The organism is Enterobacter sp. PTB (assembly GCF_051130085.1).
In the GTDB taxonomy this organism is placed as follows: Bacteria; Pseudomonadota; Gammaproteobacteria; order Enterobacterales; family Enterobacteriaceae; genus Enterobacter; species Enterobacter ludwigii.
Map to the genome: position 1 here is coordinate 44,472 of NZ_JBDKEE010000018.1, position 14,051 is coordinate 58,522.

Here is a 14,051-nt window from a genome sequence, read left to right on the forward strand (position 1 = left end):
ATGGGCCGGGAGACTGGCCCTCCGTTGAGGATAAAAATAATGAACACAACAACCTGTACCCACAAGGACAACCCTAACTTCTGGATCTTCGGGCTGTTCTTCTTTCTCTACTTCTTCATTATGGCCACCTGCTTTCCGTTTCTGCCGATCTGGCTGTCGGATGTCATCGGCCTGAACAAAACCCATACCGGGATCGTGTTCTCCTGTATCTCGCTTTCGGCCATCGCCTTCCAGCCCGTGCTTGGGGTCATTTCGGATAAGCTGGGGCTGAAAAAACACCTGCTGTGGATTATCACGGTGCTGCTGTTTCTGTTCGCGCCGTTCTTCCTGTATGTCTTTGCGCCACTGCTGAAAACCAGTATCTGGCTGGGGGCGCTGAGCGGCGGTCTGTACATCGGTTTTGTCTTCTCCGCAGGTTCAGGCGCGATTGAGGCCTACATCGAACGCGTGAGCCGTAACAGCGTGTTTGAATACGGCAAGGCGCGCATGTTCGGCTGTCTCGGCTGGGGGCTGTGCGCTTCAACGGGCGGTATTCTGTTTGGCATCGACCCGTCGTATGTCTTCTGGATGGGGTCAGCGGCTGCGCTGCTGCTGATGCTGTTGCTGGTGGTTGCGAAACCGAAGCCAAACCAGACTGCGCAGGTGATGAATGCGCTGGGGGCCAACCAGCCGCAGATCACCGCCAGGACGGTCTTTAACCTGTTCCGTCAGCGCAGAATGTGGATGTTCATTCTGTACGTCATCGGTGTGGCCTGCGTGTATGACGTTTTTGACCAGCAGTTTGCCACCTTCTTTAAAACCTTCTTCGCAACACCGCAGGAGGGAACGCGAGCCTTTGGTTTTGCCACTACGGCGGGGGAAATTTGCAACGCGATCATCATGTTCTGCTCGCCGTGGATCATCAACCGTATCGGCGCGAAGAATACGCTGCTGATTGCCGGGCTGATTATGGCGACGCGCATTATCGGCTCGTCGTTCGCCACCACTGCGGTGGAAGTGATTGCCCTGAAGATGCTGCACGCGCTGGAGGTTCCGTTCCTGCTGGTGGGGGCGTTCAAATACATCACCGGCGTGTTCGATACCCGTCTGTCGGCCACTATCTATCTGATTGGCTTCCAGTTTGCCAAACAGTCGGCGGCGATTTTCCTCTCTGCTTTTGCCGGGAATATGTATGACCGGATCAGTTTCCAGGAGACCTACCTGATGCTGGGCTGTTTTGTACTGGCGATTACGGTGGTCTCGGCCTTTACGCTGAGCAGTAAGCAGGAGATTGCGGCGCGCCGCGCTGCGGTGGAGGCAAACTAACGCAGGACGCTGCCGCGGATGCGGCAGCGTTAACGTTTTAGGGCAGGTAAAACACCGCTTTCAGTTCGGCACTCACCGGGCTGTTGTCGGGGTTCGAGGGCATAACCTCACCCATGTATTTCCACCAGCGCTGACAAACGTCGGTCTTTGCCACCGCGTTCCAGCGCGCTTCCGATTCAATCTCAACGCTCGCAAACAGCAGGTTACGCGCCTCATCGAGATAGATAGCGTAGTGGTGCGCACTGTGGTCTTTTAATACCGCCTCCAGCTCTGGCCAGATGGGGTTATGGCGACGCGCGTACTCATCGTGCGCGTCAGGGTTCACCTGCATCACAAATGCTTTGCGGATCATCATGCCTCCAGCCGCTTTCGCGGGCCGCTATGGGTACAAATCCAGTGCCGACTGCATCGGCGTGACGCCAAAGCGTTTACCGAGTGCAATCAGCTCTTCCCGGGTGATGGTCTGCTTCATGCCGCCCATCGACAGGACCTTCACCAGCACCTCGGCGGACTTCTCGGCGGTATCAATCAGACCAAACGTTTCGTCGAGCGTCGGCCCGCTGCCGAATACCCCGTGGAACGGCCACAGCACCAGGGAGTGTGACTGCATTTCGATGGCGGTGGCCTGGCCGATTTCGTCGGTACCCGGCACCATCCACGGCAGAATGCCGACCCCGTCGGGGAAAACCACCAGACATTCGGTGCTGCCTTCCCACAGCTTCCGCGTGAGGTAGTCGCTACTGTTTTCCAGCACGTAGGTCAGGGCGATCAGGTTGGTGGCGTGACAGTGCATGATCACCCGGTCTTTGCCGTGGGTTGCCTTGATACGCTCACAGTGAGAGAGGAAGTGCGCCGGGAGTTCAGACGTGGGCACTGCATCGTCCGTCAGCCCCCAGAGGATGTGATAGCCTGCGCCGTCGCTGTCCACTCTCACCACCCCGAGGTTGGCCTGCGGGTCGAGCTGCACGTTACGGAAGAATTTACCGGAACCGGTAACGATAAACGGCGTACTGGCGAGCTGCGGCATTGGCTGGCTCAGGGCGATATAGCGCGGCTTCTGATGGAACTCGGCGGCGAACGGTTCAATGTCGGCATCATCCAGGCGCAGCGTCAGGTTACCGCCATTGCGCTCGTCCCAGCCTTTCAGCCAGGCGTCGGAGGTGGCTTTAATCATGCCCTGGACGAACCAGGCGTTAGTGATGGTCTGCATAGTGTTTCATTTCCCGTGATCGTGGTGAGCGTTTCCCTCACCCCGGCCCTCTCCCACAGGGAGAGGGGGTAAAAGTGGTCTCTTCCACAGGAAGAGGGTGAGGGCATATTTATCCGCGCTGACTCAGCACGTCTTTCTCATACATCCGCACGTTATCCAGCCACTGACTGCCCGCTGGGGTGTCGTTACGCTGGCAGTACATCTCCCACACCGCCTGCCACGGCAGGGTTTTCTGCTCTTCCAGCAGCACCAGGCGCGCGGTGTAATCGCCGTTCTCTTCCAGCTGCTTCAGGGCGCTGGTGGGCTCCAGCAGCGCACGCAGCAGGGCTTTTTTCATGTTGCGGGTGCCAATCACCCAGGCCGCGATGCGGTTGATGGAGGCGTCAAAGAAGTCGAGGCCAATGTGCACGCGGTCAAACAGATCGTGGCGAATGATTTCGCTGGCAATGGCCTGGGTTTCGTCATCCAGCAGCACCACGTGGTCGCTGTCCCAGCGTACGGGACGGCTCACGTGCAGCAGCAGGCGGGGTACGTAGAGCATGGCGGCGGAGATTTTGTCGGAGATCACCTCCGTCGGGTGGAAGTGGCCGGCATCCAGGCACAGCGCGGTCTGGCGGCTGGTGGCGTACCCCATGTAAAACTCGTTCGAGCCCACGGTGTAACTTTCCGCACCAATACCGAACAGCTTGCTCTCTACGGCGTCGATGTGGTGCGCCGGGTTCAGTTTTTCGCTGATGGCTTCATCCAGCGCCGCCAGCAGGCGCTGACGCGGGGCCAGACGGTCAACGGTGATGTCTTTCATGCCGTCCGGGATCCAGATGTTCATCACCGACGGCGTGCCGAGCTGCTCGCCAAAGTACGCGGAGACGCGGCGGCTGGCTTTTACGTGGTCAATCCAGAACTGGCGGATGTCGTCGTTCGCGTGGGCAAGGGTAAAACCGTCGGCGCTCAGCGGGTGCGAGAAGCAGGATGGGTTGAAATCCAGGCCCAGCTGGTTGGCTTTCGCCCACGCCACCCAGTTTTTAAAATGCGCAGGTTTGATCTCGTTACGCGCGACCGGCGTGTCAGATTCCAGATAGATAGCATGCAGGTTCAGCCGCTTAGGCCCCGGGATCAGGCTCAGCGCCAGCTCCAGGTCGGCGCGCAGCTCGGTGGCGTTACGCGCTTTGCCCGGATAGTTGCCGGTGGCCTGAATGCCCCCCGTCAGCGAGCCGCCCGGGTTTTCAAAACCGGCAACGTCGTCGCCCTGCCAGCAGTGCATGGAGACCGGCAGACGATCGAGCTGGCGCAGCGCCTCATCGACATCCACGCCGACGGCGGCGTAACGCTGTTTAGCCAGGTCCCAGGCTTGTTCAAGTTGAGTGGTCATGCGCAAAGCTCCTTAGTCAGTCGGTTTTGCTGAAACTGCGCCCGATAGCGGGCAATTTCATGGCAGGGATTGGGGATGAACGTGGTCAGCGTGGCGTTCGCCGACACCACCGTGCGGAAATCGTCCACGCTGGCGAGTTCGTCCAGGGTCATGAGCTGAATGCCAATATTGCCGAGCGTCGACGCTTCAATCGGGCCCGCCACCACGGTGATCCCGCAGGCATCGGCGCAGAGCTGGTTCAGAAGCTGGTTCTGGCAGCCGCCGCCGACAATATGCAACTGAGTGAACGGCCGGCCGCGAAGGTCGGCCAGCTCGCTCAGGATCTCGGCATACAGCAGGGCGAGGCTGTCGAAAATACAGCGTGCCAGCTCTGCCGGTTTCGATGGCACGGGCTGCCCGGCGTCAACGCAGGCGGCCTGGATTTCGGCGCTCATGTTCGCCGGGTTGATAAAGCGGTCATCATTGGGATTGATCAGGAAACTGCAGGCTTTCAGTCTTTCGGTGTCGGCAATAAGCGCGGGCAGGTCGGTAATGTTTTGCTCTTTAAGCACTCGCTGGAGCAGCCACAGACCCATGATATTCTTCAGCACGCGGTAGCGCCCTTCGGCACCGCCTTCGTTGGTGATGTTCGCGGCCAGCGCGGCATCGCTGGTGTAGGGGGTTTTGCTCTCAAAGCCCATCAGCGACCAGGTCCCGGAAGAGAGGTAGGCCGCGTCGTTACCGGCAAGCGGTGACGCAATGACGGCGCTGGCGGTATCGTGACTCGCAACCGCCACCACCGGGATCGCATTACCCTGCGGGCACATCCATTGACCGATCACATTGCCAGGATGCGTCGGCGTACCGAACCAGGAGGGTGAAGCCCCGGTCCAGGCCAGCAGGTGTTCATCCCAGTTATCGGAGTTGATGTTCACCAGTTGCGTGGTGGTGGCGTTGGTGTATTCCCAGTTCATGTTGCCGGTCAGGCGGTAGCTGAAGTAGTCCGGGATCAGCAGTGCATGCGCCACGCGGGGAACCAGCGCCGGCTGCTGTTCGACCAGCGCGCGCAGTTGATAGAGGGTATTGAATGGCAGGAACTGAATACCGCTGCGGCCATAAATATTCTCTTTGCCAAGCCCGGCAATCGCACGCGCCATCAGGCCGTCGGTGCGGCTGTCGCGATAGGCTATCGGCAAACCGACGCGTTCACCGTTGCTGTCCAGCAGTACGTAATCGACGCCCCAGGTATCGATGCCGATACTGTCGATACGGATACCCGCATCGCAGACCTTCTGCAGTCCGGTGCGGATCGCTGCCTCAAGGCTGTCGATATCCCACACCTCACAGCCGTCCTGCTTTTGCAGGCAGTTAACAAAGCGGTGCATCTCGCGAAGCGAAAGCGTCTGCCGCTTGCCGTCATAAGTGGCCAGCATTACACGGCCGCTGGATGCGCCTAGATCGACAGCCACGCAATGGCGAAAAGTCATGGTTGTGTCCTTCTTAAAGTCATTAGCGGTGAGTGTAAAAAAAGGAACCCATCACCACCTTCTCGCCAGTGACAGCGGTTTTCCGGGGCTGGCAAGAAAGCAAAGGTGAACGTGAGGGAGTTCACAGTTTCCAGGCGTGACGGGGTTTGCAGGCAGTGTGACGCTTACCGCATTTCCTGATCTTTCAGCCTGTTTCTTGAAAAACGGACAGTTTTTGCGAGGTTTACGGTCGAAAATTTAAGGTGAGGGGACGGGGCCTTAATTACTATTTTGAGAACATTTCTCATTGGTGGGGGCCGTTATGACCGTACTGCACAGCGCGGATTTTTTTCCTTCGGGTGGGTCGTCTGTCGCGATTGAACCGCGACTCCCTCAGGTGGCGTTCCCTGAGCATCATCATGATTTTCACGAAATTGTGATTGTTGAACACGGAACGGGGATCCATGTGTTTAACGGCCAGCCGTATACCATCAGTGGTGGGACGGTCTGCTTTGTGCGCGATCATGACCGGCACTTATATGAACATACCGACAACCTGTGCCTGACTAACGTGCTCTACCGTTCGCCCGATGCATTCCAGTTCCTGTCCGGGCTGAACCATCTCTTGCCGCAGGAGAAGGACGGCATCTATCCTTCACACTGGCGGGTGAATCAGTCCACGCTGCAGCAGGTGCGCCAGCTGGTGAGCCAGATGGAACAGCGCGACGAGGGACAGGAGACCCACGTCATCGCCACGCGTGAGCTGTTGTTTATGCAGCTGCTGGTGCTGCTGCGCCGCAGTAGCATGGTGGCCGGGCTGGGGAATAACGATGCGCGTTTGACTCAACTGATGGCCTGGCTGGAGGACCATTTCGCCGAGGATGTCTGCTGGGAAACGCTGGCGGATGATTTTTCGCTGTCGCTTCGGACCTTGCATCGTCAGCTGAAGCAGCAAACCGGGCTGACGCCCCAGCGCTATCTGAACCGTCTGCGCCTGATTAAAGCGCGCCATCTGCTGCGTCATACCGATGAGAGCGTCACGGATATCGCCTATCGTTGCGGTTTCGGCGACAGTAACCACTTTTCGACCCTGTTTCGCCGGGAATTTAGCTGGTCACCGCGCGATATTCGCCAGGGAAAGGACGCGTCACTGCAGTAACGCGAGGGTTGTCACCGTTTCCCGTGGGCAAAAACGCTAATAATGTCAGGTTATTTGCTGTCGAGGTGGTGTCGTGGTTGCTCAGCTAATGCTTCGCAAAGTGGATTTTTTTGCCTCCGCCGGCCAGGCCGTCGCGGTGGCGGATCGCTATCCGCAAAACGTCTTTGCCGAGCACACTCATGAGTTCTGCGAGCTGGTGCTGGTGTGGCGGGGCAATGGCTTGCATATCCTCAACGATCGGCCCTACCGCATTACGCGTGGGGATCTGTTTTACATCCGTGCTGAAGACAAACACGCCTACGCTTCGGTCAACGACCTGGTCCTGCAGAACGTGATTTACTGCCCTGACAGGCTGAAACTCAACGTCGACTGGGCGGCTTACATTCCGGGTTTTAATGATACGAAGTGCGCGGCGCACTGGCGACTGAGCAGTAACGGCATGACGCAGGTGCGACAGGTGATTTCTCAGCTGGAGCAGGAGAGCCAGAAAAGCGATCCTGAGGCTCACCAGATGGCAGAACTGCTTTTCGCCCAGCTGGTCATGACGTTGACGCGCCATCGCTACGCCATTGATAACCCGTCGGCTACCGCGCAGGAAGCCCTGCTTGATAAGCTCATCACCACCCTGGCGGGCAGCCTTAACAAAAGCTTTGTGCTGGAGAAATTCTGCGAGCAGGCGCAGTGCAGCGAGCGCGCGTTGCGCCAGCAATTCCGCACCCAGACCGGGATGACGGTGAACCATTATCTGCGCCAGCTGCGCATCTGCCATGCCCAGTACCTGCTTCAGCATACGGAACTGATGGTCAGCGATGTGGCGATGCGTTGCGGCTTTGAGGACAGTAACTATTTTTCTGTGGTCTTTAACCGCGAGGTGGGGATGACGCCGGTTCAGTGGCGTCATCGCAGTCGTAACGCGGCGTAATCAGTTCGCCATGCCGAGGCCCACAATGTTGGCTGCAATAATGATCACCACGCACCCCAGACTCAGCACGCCCACCGGGCGACGCCCGGCGTTGTTCCACTCTTTCAGAAGCAGACCCACCAGCCCACCGCACAGCACGTAGAAGCTCATGTGCAGCATCCAGCTCATATAGTCATACTGCGCCGGAATACTGGCGTGACCCCACGCGTAGAAGAAGAACTGGAGATACCACATCAGCCCGCCGAGCGCCGAGAGCAGCACGTTCCCGATAATCATCTGTTTAGCCAGCGAGAAGTCGGCTTTCAGTGACAAGGTCTTCACGTTTGCCAGACGGAAAAAACAGAAACCGAGGTTAACCACCGCTCCGCCACCCATGATCACCACATAGCTTGGCAGTGCCACGTACAGCGGGTCGACGCCCAGTGCGGCAGCGGCTTCATGCATCGGTTTGGCGGCGTTCATCGCGAATGACATGCCTGCGGAGAAGATCCCGCACATCACCGCCAGCAGCAGACCTTTCTTCAGGTTGAACTCTTCGGCTCTGATGCCCATTTTGCGCTCTTTCAGCTGCCCTGCGCGGGTGACAATGCCCACGCCAATGACGGCCACCAGCACGCCCAGCAGCGTCATCTGGCCGCCTTTGGTGTTGATCAGCACGTCGACGTTACCGTTGAGGATCGGCGTCATCAGGGTGCCGACAATCAGCGTAATACCAATCGCGATGCCAATGCCCATCGACATGCCGAGGTAGCGCATGGTGAGGCCATAGTTAATGTTACCGACGCCCCACATGGCGCCAAAGAGAAAGACCGGCAGCAGGGTGGAGGCGTTAAAGGAGGAGAAGTAGCCCCAGAAATCCGGGAGCAGCATGGCGCTGATGGTCCAGGGAAGAATTATCCACGAGACCACACCGCCGACGGACCACATGGTTTCCCATGACCACTGTTTGACCTGTTTAAACGGGGCATAGAAACAGGCTGCACTGGCCGCGCCTATCAGATGCCAGAAAATACCCATCGTAATCGCATGATTCATGTTTACATCCTCATCGTTTTTATATGCCGGTGGCTTCCCACCGACTCGATGAGTGTAAAAATTAAGCAGTCGGGTAACCTTCGGAAGGTTGCCGCACTTTGGTTTTGAATGGCAATCAACGCGTTAACCGGGTGAGCAGACTCACAATTTCAGCAATAACCGAAAACCGAATAACCTTATAAAAACTACGGCATTGATAATCATTTTCAATATCATTTAATTAACTATAATGAACCAACTGCTTACGCGGCATTAACAGCTGTGCCGCCCGACAATAATGGAGAGGATTATGAGTTATACACTGCCATCCCTGCCGTATGCCTACGACGCACTGGAACCGCATTTCGACAAGCAGACGATGGAAATCCATCACACTAAACACCACCAGACCTATGTGAACAACGCGAACGCCGCGCTGGAAAGCCTGCCAGAGTTCGCTAGCCTGCCTGTTGAAGAGCTGATCACCAAACTGGACCAGCTGCCAGCTGACAAGAAAACCGTTCTGCGTAACAACGCAGGTGGTCACGCTAACCACAGCCTGTTCTGGAAAGGCCTGAAAACCGGTACCACCCTGCAGGGCGACCTGAAAGCGGCTATCGAGCGCGATTTCGGTTCTGTAGACAACTTCAAAGCGGAATTCGAAAAAGCCGCTGCGACCCGTTTCGGCTCTGGCTGGGCGTGGCTGGTTCTGAAAGGTGACAAACTGGCGGTTGTTTCAACGGCTAACCAGGACTCCCCGCTGATGGGTGAAGCAATCTCTGGCGCATCCGGTTTCCCTATCCTGGGTCTGGACGTGTGGGAACACGCTTACTACCTGAAATTCCAGAACCGTCGCCCGGACTACATCAAAGCCTTCTGGGACGTGGTGAACTGGGACGAAGCAGCAGCGCGTTTCGCCGCGAAAAAATAAGGTTGCATTGACGCCTGTGAGAAGCGAGTCTGATGACTCGCTTTTTTTGTATCTGCAGAAAGGAGCAGCGATGCATTTTCCGGTGAATGTCTTTACAGGCAAGGTAAGGGAGTACGACGGCAGCCGCCCGAGCGCCATCGCCAAAATTCAGGTCGACGGCGAGTTGACGTTAACCGACCTCGGGCTGGCGGGCGATGAGCAGGCCGAAAAGAAAATCCATGGCGGGCCTGACCGCGCGCTGTGCCACTATCCGCGGGAACACTATCAGCACTGGATAACCGAGTTCCCCGAACAGGCGGATATGTTTGTCGCGCCAGCGTTTGGTGAGAATCTCTCAACGGAAGGGCTGACCGAGAAAAACGTCTTTATCGGCGATATCTACCGCTGGGGCGATGCCCTGATTCAGGTGACGCAGCCGCGCTCGCCGTGCTTCAAACTAAACTATCATTTCGGCATCAGCGACATGTCTGCCCGGCTGCAGAGCGCGGGTAAAACGGGCTGGTTATATCGGGTGGTGCTGGCAGGTCAGGTATCGGCAGATGCGCCGCTGGTGCTGGCATCGCGCCTGAGTGATGTCTCGGTATATGACGCCTGCGCGATCGCCTGGCATATGCCGTTTGATGACGACCAGTACCATCGGCTTTTGTCCGCTGCAGGGCTGTCCACGAGCTGGACCCGAACGATGCAGAAACGCCGTTTAAGTAGCAAGATCGAAGATAATTCGCGGAGATTGTGGGGGAAATAGTTTCCCCGCAGAAGAGGCAAGCCGGGTCAGCGATACCGCCGCCCGGCTAAACGGCTACGAACGTTTATACAACGGCAGCCACAGCGTTAACCGCAACCCACCCAGCGGGCTGTCGTCGGCCTTCACCCAGCCGCGATGCTGCTGCATGGCGGTTTCCACAATCGCCAGACCCAGCCCCGTGCCGCCAGATTCACGGTCACGCGCCTCGTCGGTACGGTAGAACGGACGGAAAATCTGTTCGCGGTCTTCCGGGCTTACCCCAGGACCATCGTCATCAACGATAATGGTAATCCCGTCTTTATCCACCGAGAAGGCTACCTCAATCTTCGTGTGCGAATAGCGCAGGGCGTTACGCACGATGTTCTCCAGCGCGCTTTCCAGCGTGTTGGGGTTACCGTACAGCGGCCATGGCCCCGGCGGGAAGTTGACGGTAAAAGATTTCCCCATCTGCTCCGCTTCGAACGCCGCGTTATCCAGCACTTCATGCCACAGGTGGTTGGCTTTCACCGTTTCGCTCACCAGCGCGTTTTTCTGCTGATTGCGCGACATGACCAGCAGGTCGTTAATCATGCTGTCCAGACGATGCGCTTCCGTTTCAATACGTTCCAGCTCTTTGCTCTCACCGCTGCGGCGACGCAGCAGCGCGGTGCCGAGCTGTAAGCGCGTGAGCGGCGTGCGCAGCTCGTGCGAGATATCCGACAGCAGGCGTTGCTGTGCCGTCATCATGCGGTCGAGGGCGCTCACCATCTGGTTAAAACTGGTCCCGGCGGCAAGGAACTCCTGTGGACCGGCTTCCAGTTCAGGGTGTTGTCGCAGGTTACCCTGCGCCACTTCGTCCGCCGCGTTTTTCAGCTTACGCGCCGGTTTCGCCAGACTCCACGCCAGCCACAGCAGCAGCGGTGAACTGACCAGCATGGTGACAATCAGCAGCAGAAGCGGGCGGTCAAACAGCAGGTTGATAAAATCGGACTGGGAGTTGCTCGCCGGGCGGATCAGGTAAAGCTGGTAATTATCCTCGCCATCTCTGACGGAGAAGGGGCCCACCATCTCAACCCGACCGTATTTTTTCTTCTGAGGATGGTCGGCGTTATCCGCCTGACCAATGAAGTTACGGATGATCTGCATTTCATTGCGATCGGCGCCAATCACGCGCCCTTCGCTGGTCACCAGCAACAGGCGCTGTCCTGGCGGTGCCCATTTGTCGATAGCGCGAAACAGCCTGCGCCACCACATTAAATCGTTCGGCGGGTCGTTTGCCAGCTCGGCTTCCACGTGCTGCTCGATCATCACGCCCTGACGTTGCTCGCTGTCGAGAAGCTCCGTCATCTGGCGTGAGTCGAGTTTTGGCAACATCAAAACGAGCATTAAAACCAGTGCCAGCGTCAGCCAGAAAATGGCGAAGATGCGGGCTGTTAAGCTTCCTATCATGAAGCGGAAACCATCAGATAACCGCGACCACGCAGGGTTTTAAACCACGGGTGCCCGTCCTTGCGTTCCGGCAGCTTGCGGCGCAGGTTCGAGATATGCATATCGATGGCGCGATCAAACGGGGTGAGGCGTTTGCCAAGCACTTCCTGGCTCAAATGTTCACGCGATACCACCTGGCCGAGGTGCTGGGCCAGCAGATACAGCAGGGTGAACTCGGTGCCAGTCAGTTCCAGCGTTTCACCGTCAAAACTCGCTTCCTGACGGCCCGGATTCAGGCTCAGGGAGTCGACTTCCAGCGTCGGTGAACTGTTGTCGCTGTTCTGCTGCTGTTCGCTCCAGTGAGAACGACGCAGGATAGCGCGAATACGGGCAACCAGTTCACGGTCGTTAAACGGCTTTGGTAAATAGTCATCCGCGCCCAGCTCAAGGCCAAGTACACGGTCAAGTTCGCTGCCGCGAGCGGTCAGCATAATTACGGGCGTCTGGTGTGTCTGGCGAAGCTCTTTCAACGTATCAATGCCGTTTTTCTTCGGCATCATAACGTCGAGCAAAAGTAAATCGATGCTGTCGTCAAGGAGACTCAGCGCCTGCTCGCCATCATGGGCAACCAGAACGTTGAAACCTTCCATGTCGAGCAACTCCTTTAAAAGGGATGTGAGCTCTCGGTCATCATCAACTAACAGGATTTTATTCATTGTTTAAATACCTCCGAGGCAGAAATTACGACATCAAGGCTATCTAATCCATGACTTTACGTTGTTTTACACCCCCTGACGCATGTTTGCAGCCTGAATCGTAGACTGTCTCTCGTTGAATCGCGACACGAAAGATTTTGGGAGCAAGTGATGCGCAAAGTTACCGCTGCCGTCATGGCCTCAACGCTGGCGTTCAGTACATTAAGCCAGGCCGCTGTAGCTATCCCCGGCGATAACGGGCCCTCAACGGAGGGGGCAACGCAGCACAGCAGCCAAAGCCATATGTTTGATGGCATAAGTTTAACCGAACATCAGCGTCAACAGATGCGAGATCTGATGCAGAGGGCACGACACGACCAGCCCCCTGTTAATGTTAGCGAAATGGAGACAATGCACCGCCTTGTCACCGCAGAAAAATTTGACGAAAGCGCTGTACGCGCTCAGGCCGAAAAAATGGCACAGGAGCAGGTTGCCCGCCAGGTAGAGATGGCGAAGGTCCGCAACCAGATGTTCCACCTGCTAACGCCCGAGCAGCAAGCGGTTTTGAACACAAGACATCAGCAGCGAATGGACCAGTTGCGTGAGGTTGCACGGATGCAGCGAAGCTCAGAAACAACGTTTTTCAGTAGCAATAGCAGTACCCGTAGTAACCAGTAAACCCTGTTTTCCTTGCCATAGACACCATCCCTGTCTTCCCCCACATGATGTGGGGGTTTTTTTTGCCCTTCATTCTGCTTTGTTAACCGTTTATTCATCCTTTGACTCCCCATGCTTCCGTTATACTAGCGGCATGACATGACAGGAGCGTTTATGAATCAATCCTATGGAAGACTGGTAAGTCGGGCAGCGATTGCAGCGACCATCGTGGCTTCAAGCCTGTTAGTGATTAAAATTTTTGCGTGGTGGTATACCGGCTCAGTCAGTATTCTCGCGGCGTTGGTGGACTCGTTGATGGATATTGCCGCCTCGCTGACGAACCTGTTGGTTGTGCGTTACTCACTGCAACCGGCAGATGAAGAACACACGTTTGGGCACGGTAAAGCCGAGTCGCTGGCCGCGCTGGCGCAAAGCATGTTTATTTCCGGCTCCGCGCTGTTTCTGTTTTTAACCGGTATTCAGCATCTCGTCTCGCCGTCACCGATGAACGATCCCGGCGTGGGCGTGGTCGTGACGATTGTGGCACTTATATGCACACTTGTTCTGGTAACGTTCCAGCGCTGGGTTGTTCGCAAAACGCAAAGCCAGGCAGTACGGGCGGATATGCTTCATTATCAATCTGATGTTATGATGAATGGCGCTATTCTTATTGCGCTCGGTCTGGCCTGGTATGGCTGGCATCGGGCCGATGCGTTGTTTGCGTTAGGGATTGGCATCTATATTTTATATAGCGCCTTACGGATGGGGTATGAAGCGGTGCAATCGCTTCTGGACCGCGCCCTCCCGGACTCAGAACGTAATGAAATTTTTTCTATCGTGACCTCCTGGCCTGGTGTCAGAGGTGCACACGATCTTCGAACGCGGCAGTCAGGGCCGACCCGCTTTATTCAGATTCATATTGAAATGGAAGACAACCTGCCACTGGTTCAGGCTCACGTTATTGCTGAGCAGGTCGAGCAGGCGATTTTGCAGCGTTTTCCTGGTTCAGACGTCATTATTCACCAGGATCCCTGCTCGGTTGTACCCGGACATGTTGAGCTTTCGTAATTGGTTGTAAAAAAGTGAGCCAGGCCAGCATTTTGTGTATAAATTACCGCCATTTGGTCTGACCTGAATCAATTCAGCTGGAAGTGATTGATATACTATTTGCAGTATTCGTTGGTCGATAAAT

At 56.5% G+C, this 14,051-nt stretch carries 14 protein-coding genes; 7 read left to right on the forward strand and 7 right to left on the reverse strand.

Annotated features, from left to right (window positions below; translation table 11 throughout):
- Positions 1–39: 39 nt before the first annotated feature.
- A complete protein-coding gene (locus AAIR21_RS19745) occupies positions 40–1,305 on the forward strand; it encodes an MFS transporter (protein WP_183516919.1) in 1,266 nt (421 codons plus the stop codon).
- 37 nt (positions 1,306–1,342) lie between these two features.
- Here AAIR21_RS19745 and rhaM read toward each other — a convergent pair whose 3' ends face one another.
- The 4 genes from rhaM to rhaB all read right to left on the reverse strand — a co-directional run bounded on the left by rhaM (position 1,343) and on the right by rhaB (position 5,350).
- The gene (rhaM, locus tag AAIR21_RS19750; RefSeq protein ID WP_183516923.1) at positions 1,343–1,657 is read right to left on the reverse strand and encodes an L-rhamnose mutarotase; all 315 of its coding nucleotides are present in this window, start codon (positions 1,655–1,657) and stop codon (positions 1,343–1,345) included.
- 27 nt (positions 1,658–1,684) lie between these two features.
- Entirely contained in the window at positions 1,685–2,515 is an 831-nt protein-coding gene (gene rhaD, locus AAIR21_RS19755) for a rhamnulose-1-phosphate aldolase (protein WP_014172220.1), read from the reverse strand.
- Positions 2,516–2,624: 109 nt separating this feature from the next.
- Positions 2,625–3,884: an L-rhamnose isomerase gene (gene rhaA, locus AAIR21_RS19760; RefSeq protein WP_020883965.1), complete on the reverse strand. Its 1,260-nt coding sequence runs from the start codon at positions 3,882–3,884 to the stop codon at positions 2,625–2,627.
- The gene (gene rhaB, locus AAIR21_RS19765) at positions 3,881–5,350 is read right to left on the reverse strand and encodes a rhamnulokinase (protein WP_183516920.1); all 1,470 of its coding nucleotides are present in this window, start codon (positions 5,348–5,350) and stop codon (positions 3,881–3,883) included. Before rhaB ends, rhaA begins: the two co-directional genes overlap by 4 nt.
- A 301-nt stretch (positions 5,351–5,651) precedes the next feature.
- On the opposite strand from rhaB, the gene rhaS reads away from it, so the two are divergent.
- A complete protein-coding gene (gene rhaS, locus AAIR21_RS19770; protein WP_032680070.1) occupies positions 5,652–6,488 on the forward strand; it encodes an HTH-type transcriptional activator RhaS in 837 nt (278 codons plus the stop codon).
- A gap of 73 nt (positions 6,489–6,561) precedes the next feature.
- Positions 6,562–7,410 carry an HTH-type transcriptional activator RhaR gene (gene rhaR, locus AAIR21_RS19775; protein ID WP_014172216.1) on the forward strand — a complete coding sequence of 283 codons (849 nt, stop codon included), beginning with the start codon at positions 6,562–6,564 and terminating at the stop codon, positions 7,408–7,410.
- Here the strand turns inward: rhaR and rhaT are convergent, their stop codons facing one another.
- Positions 7,411–8,445, reverse strand: coding sequence for an L-rhamnose/proton symporter RhaT (rhaT, locus tag AAIR21_RS19780; RefSeq protein WP_020883962.1), 1,035 nt, complete (start codon positions 8,443–8,445; stop codon positions 7,411–7,413).
- Between the two features lie 289 nt (positions 8,446–8,734).
- Here rhaT and sodA point away from each other — a divergent pair, with 289 nt between their 5' ends.
- A complete protein-coding gene (gene sodA / locus AAIR21_RS19785; protein ID WP_014833772.1) occupies positions 8,735–9,355 on the forward strand; it encodes a superoxide dismutase [Mn] in 621 nt (206 codons plus the stop codon).
- 70 nt (positions 9,356–9,425) lie between these two features.
- Complete coding sequence (gene yiiM, locus AAIR21_RS19790; protein WP_079231567.1) at positions 9,426–10,100, forward strand: 6-hydroxyaminopurine reductase; 675 nt, start codon at positions 9,426–9,428, stop codon at positions 10,098–10,100.
- Positions 10,101–10,154: 54 nt separating this feature from the next.
- Here yiiM and cpxA read toward each other — a convergent pair whose 3' ends face one another.
- Complete coding sequence (gene cpxA, locus AAIR21_RS19795; RefSeq protein ID WP_010436910.1) at positions 10,155–11,528, reverse strand: envelope stress sensor histidine kinase CpxA; 1,374 nt, start codon at positions 11,526–11,528, stop codon at positions 10,155–10,157.
- Positions 11,525–12,223, reverse strand: coding sequence for an envelope stress response regulator transcription factor CpxR (cpxR, locus tag AAIR21_RS19800; protein WP_014172213.1), 699 nt, complete (start codon positions 12,221–12,223; stop codon positions 11,525–11,527). The genes cpxA and cpxR overlap by 4 nt, the downstream gene beginning before the upstream one ends.
- Positions 12,224–12,373: 150 nt before the next feature.
- On the opposite strand from cpxR, the gene cpxP reads away from it, so the two are divergent.
- Both cpxP and fieF read left to right on the forward strand, forming a co-directional pair.
- Positions 12,374–12,880: a cell-envelope stress modulator CpxP gene (cpxP, locus tag AAIR21_RS19805; RefSeq protein ID WP_020883960.1), complete on the forward strand. Its 507-nt coding sequence runs from the start codon at positions 12,374–12,376 to the stop codon at positions 12,878–12,880.
- A gap of 153 nt (positions 12,881–13,033) precedes the next feature.
- Positions 13,034–13,927, forward strand: a complete 894-nt coding sequence (fieF, locus tag AAIR21_RS19810; protein WP_020883958.1) for a CDF family cation-efflux transporter FieF — start codon at positions 13,034–13,036, stop codon at positions 13,925–13,927.
- Positions 13,928–14,051: the final 124 nt, after the last annotated feature.

What these genes read in the sequence shown, in the direction of transcription:
- AAIR21_RS19745 (WP_183516919.1), top strand. Translation starts at nt 40, where the DNA reads ATGAACACAACAACCTGTACCCACAAGGACAACCCTAACTTCTGGATC.
- rhaM (WP_183516923.1), bottom strand. Translation starts at nt 1,657, where the DNA reads ATGATCCGCAAAGCATTTGTGATGCAGGTGAACCCTGACGCGCACGAT.
- rhaD (WP_014172220.1), bottom strand. Translation starts at nt 2,515, where the DNA reads ATGCAGACCATCACTAACGCCTGGTTCGTCCAGGGCATGATTAAAGCC.
- rhaA (WP_020883965.1), bottom strand. Translation starts at nt 3,884, where the DNA reads ATGACCACTCAACTTGAACAAGCCTGGGACCTGGCTAAACAGCGTTAC.
- rhaB (WP_183516920.1), bottom strand. Translation starts at nt 5,350, where the DNA reads ATGACTTTTCGCCATTGCGTGGCTGTCGATCTAGGCGCATCCAGCGGC.
- rhaS (WP_032680070.1), top strand. Translation starts at nt 5,652, where the DNA reads ATGACCGTACTGCACAGCGCGGATTTTTTTCCTTCGGGTGGGTCGTCT.
- rhaT (WP_020883962.1), bottom strand. Translation starts at nt 8,445, where the DNA reads ATGAATCATGCGATTACGATGGGTATTTTCTGGCATCTGATAGGCGCG.
- sodA (WP_014833772.1), top strand. Translation starts at nt 8,735, where the DNA reads ATGAGTTATACACTGCCATCCCTGCCGTATGCCTACGACGCACTGGAA.
- yiiM (WP_079231567.1), top strand. Translation starts at nt 9,426, where the DNA reads ATGCATTTTCCGGTGAATGTCTTTACAGGCAAGGTAAGGGAGTACGAC.
- cpxA (WP_010436910.1), bottom strand. Translation starts at nt 11,528, where the DNA reads ATGATAGGAAGCTTAACAGCCCGCATCTTCGCCATTTTCTGGCTGACG.
- cpxR (WP_014172213.1), bottom strand. Translation starts at nt 12,223, where the DNA reads ATGAATAAAATCCTGTTAGTTGATGATGACCGAGAGCTCACATCCCTT.
- cpxP (WP_020883960.1), top strand. Translation starts at nt 12,374, where the DNA reads ATGCGCAAAGTTACCGCTGCCGTCATGGCCTCAACGCTGGCGTTCAGT.
- fieF (WP_020883958.1), top strand. Translation starts at nt 13,034, where the DNA reads ATGAATCAATCCTATGGAAGACTGGTAAGTCGGGCAGCGATTGCAGCG.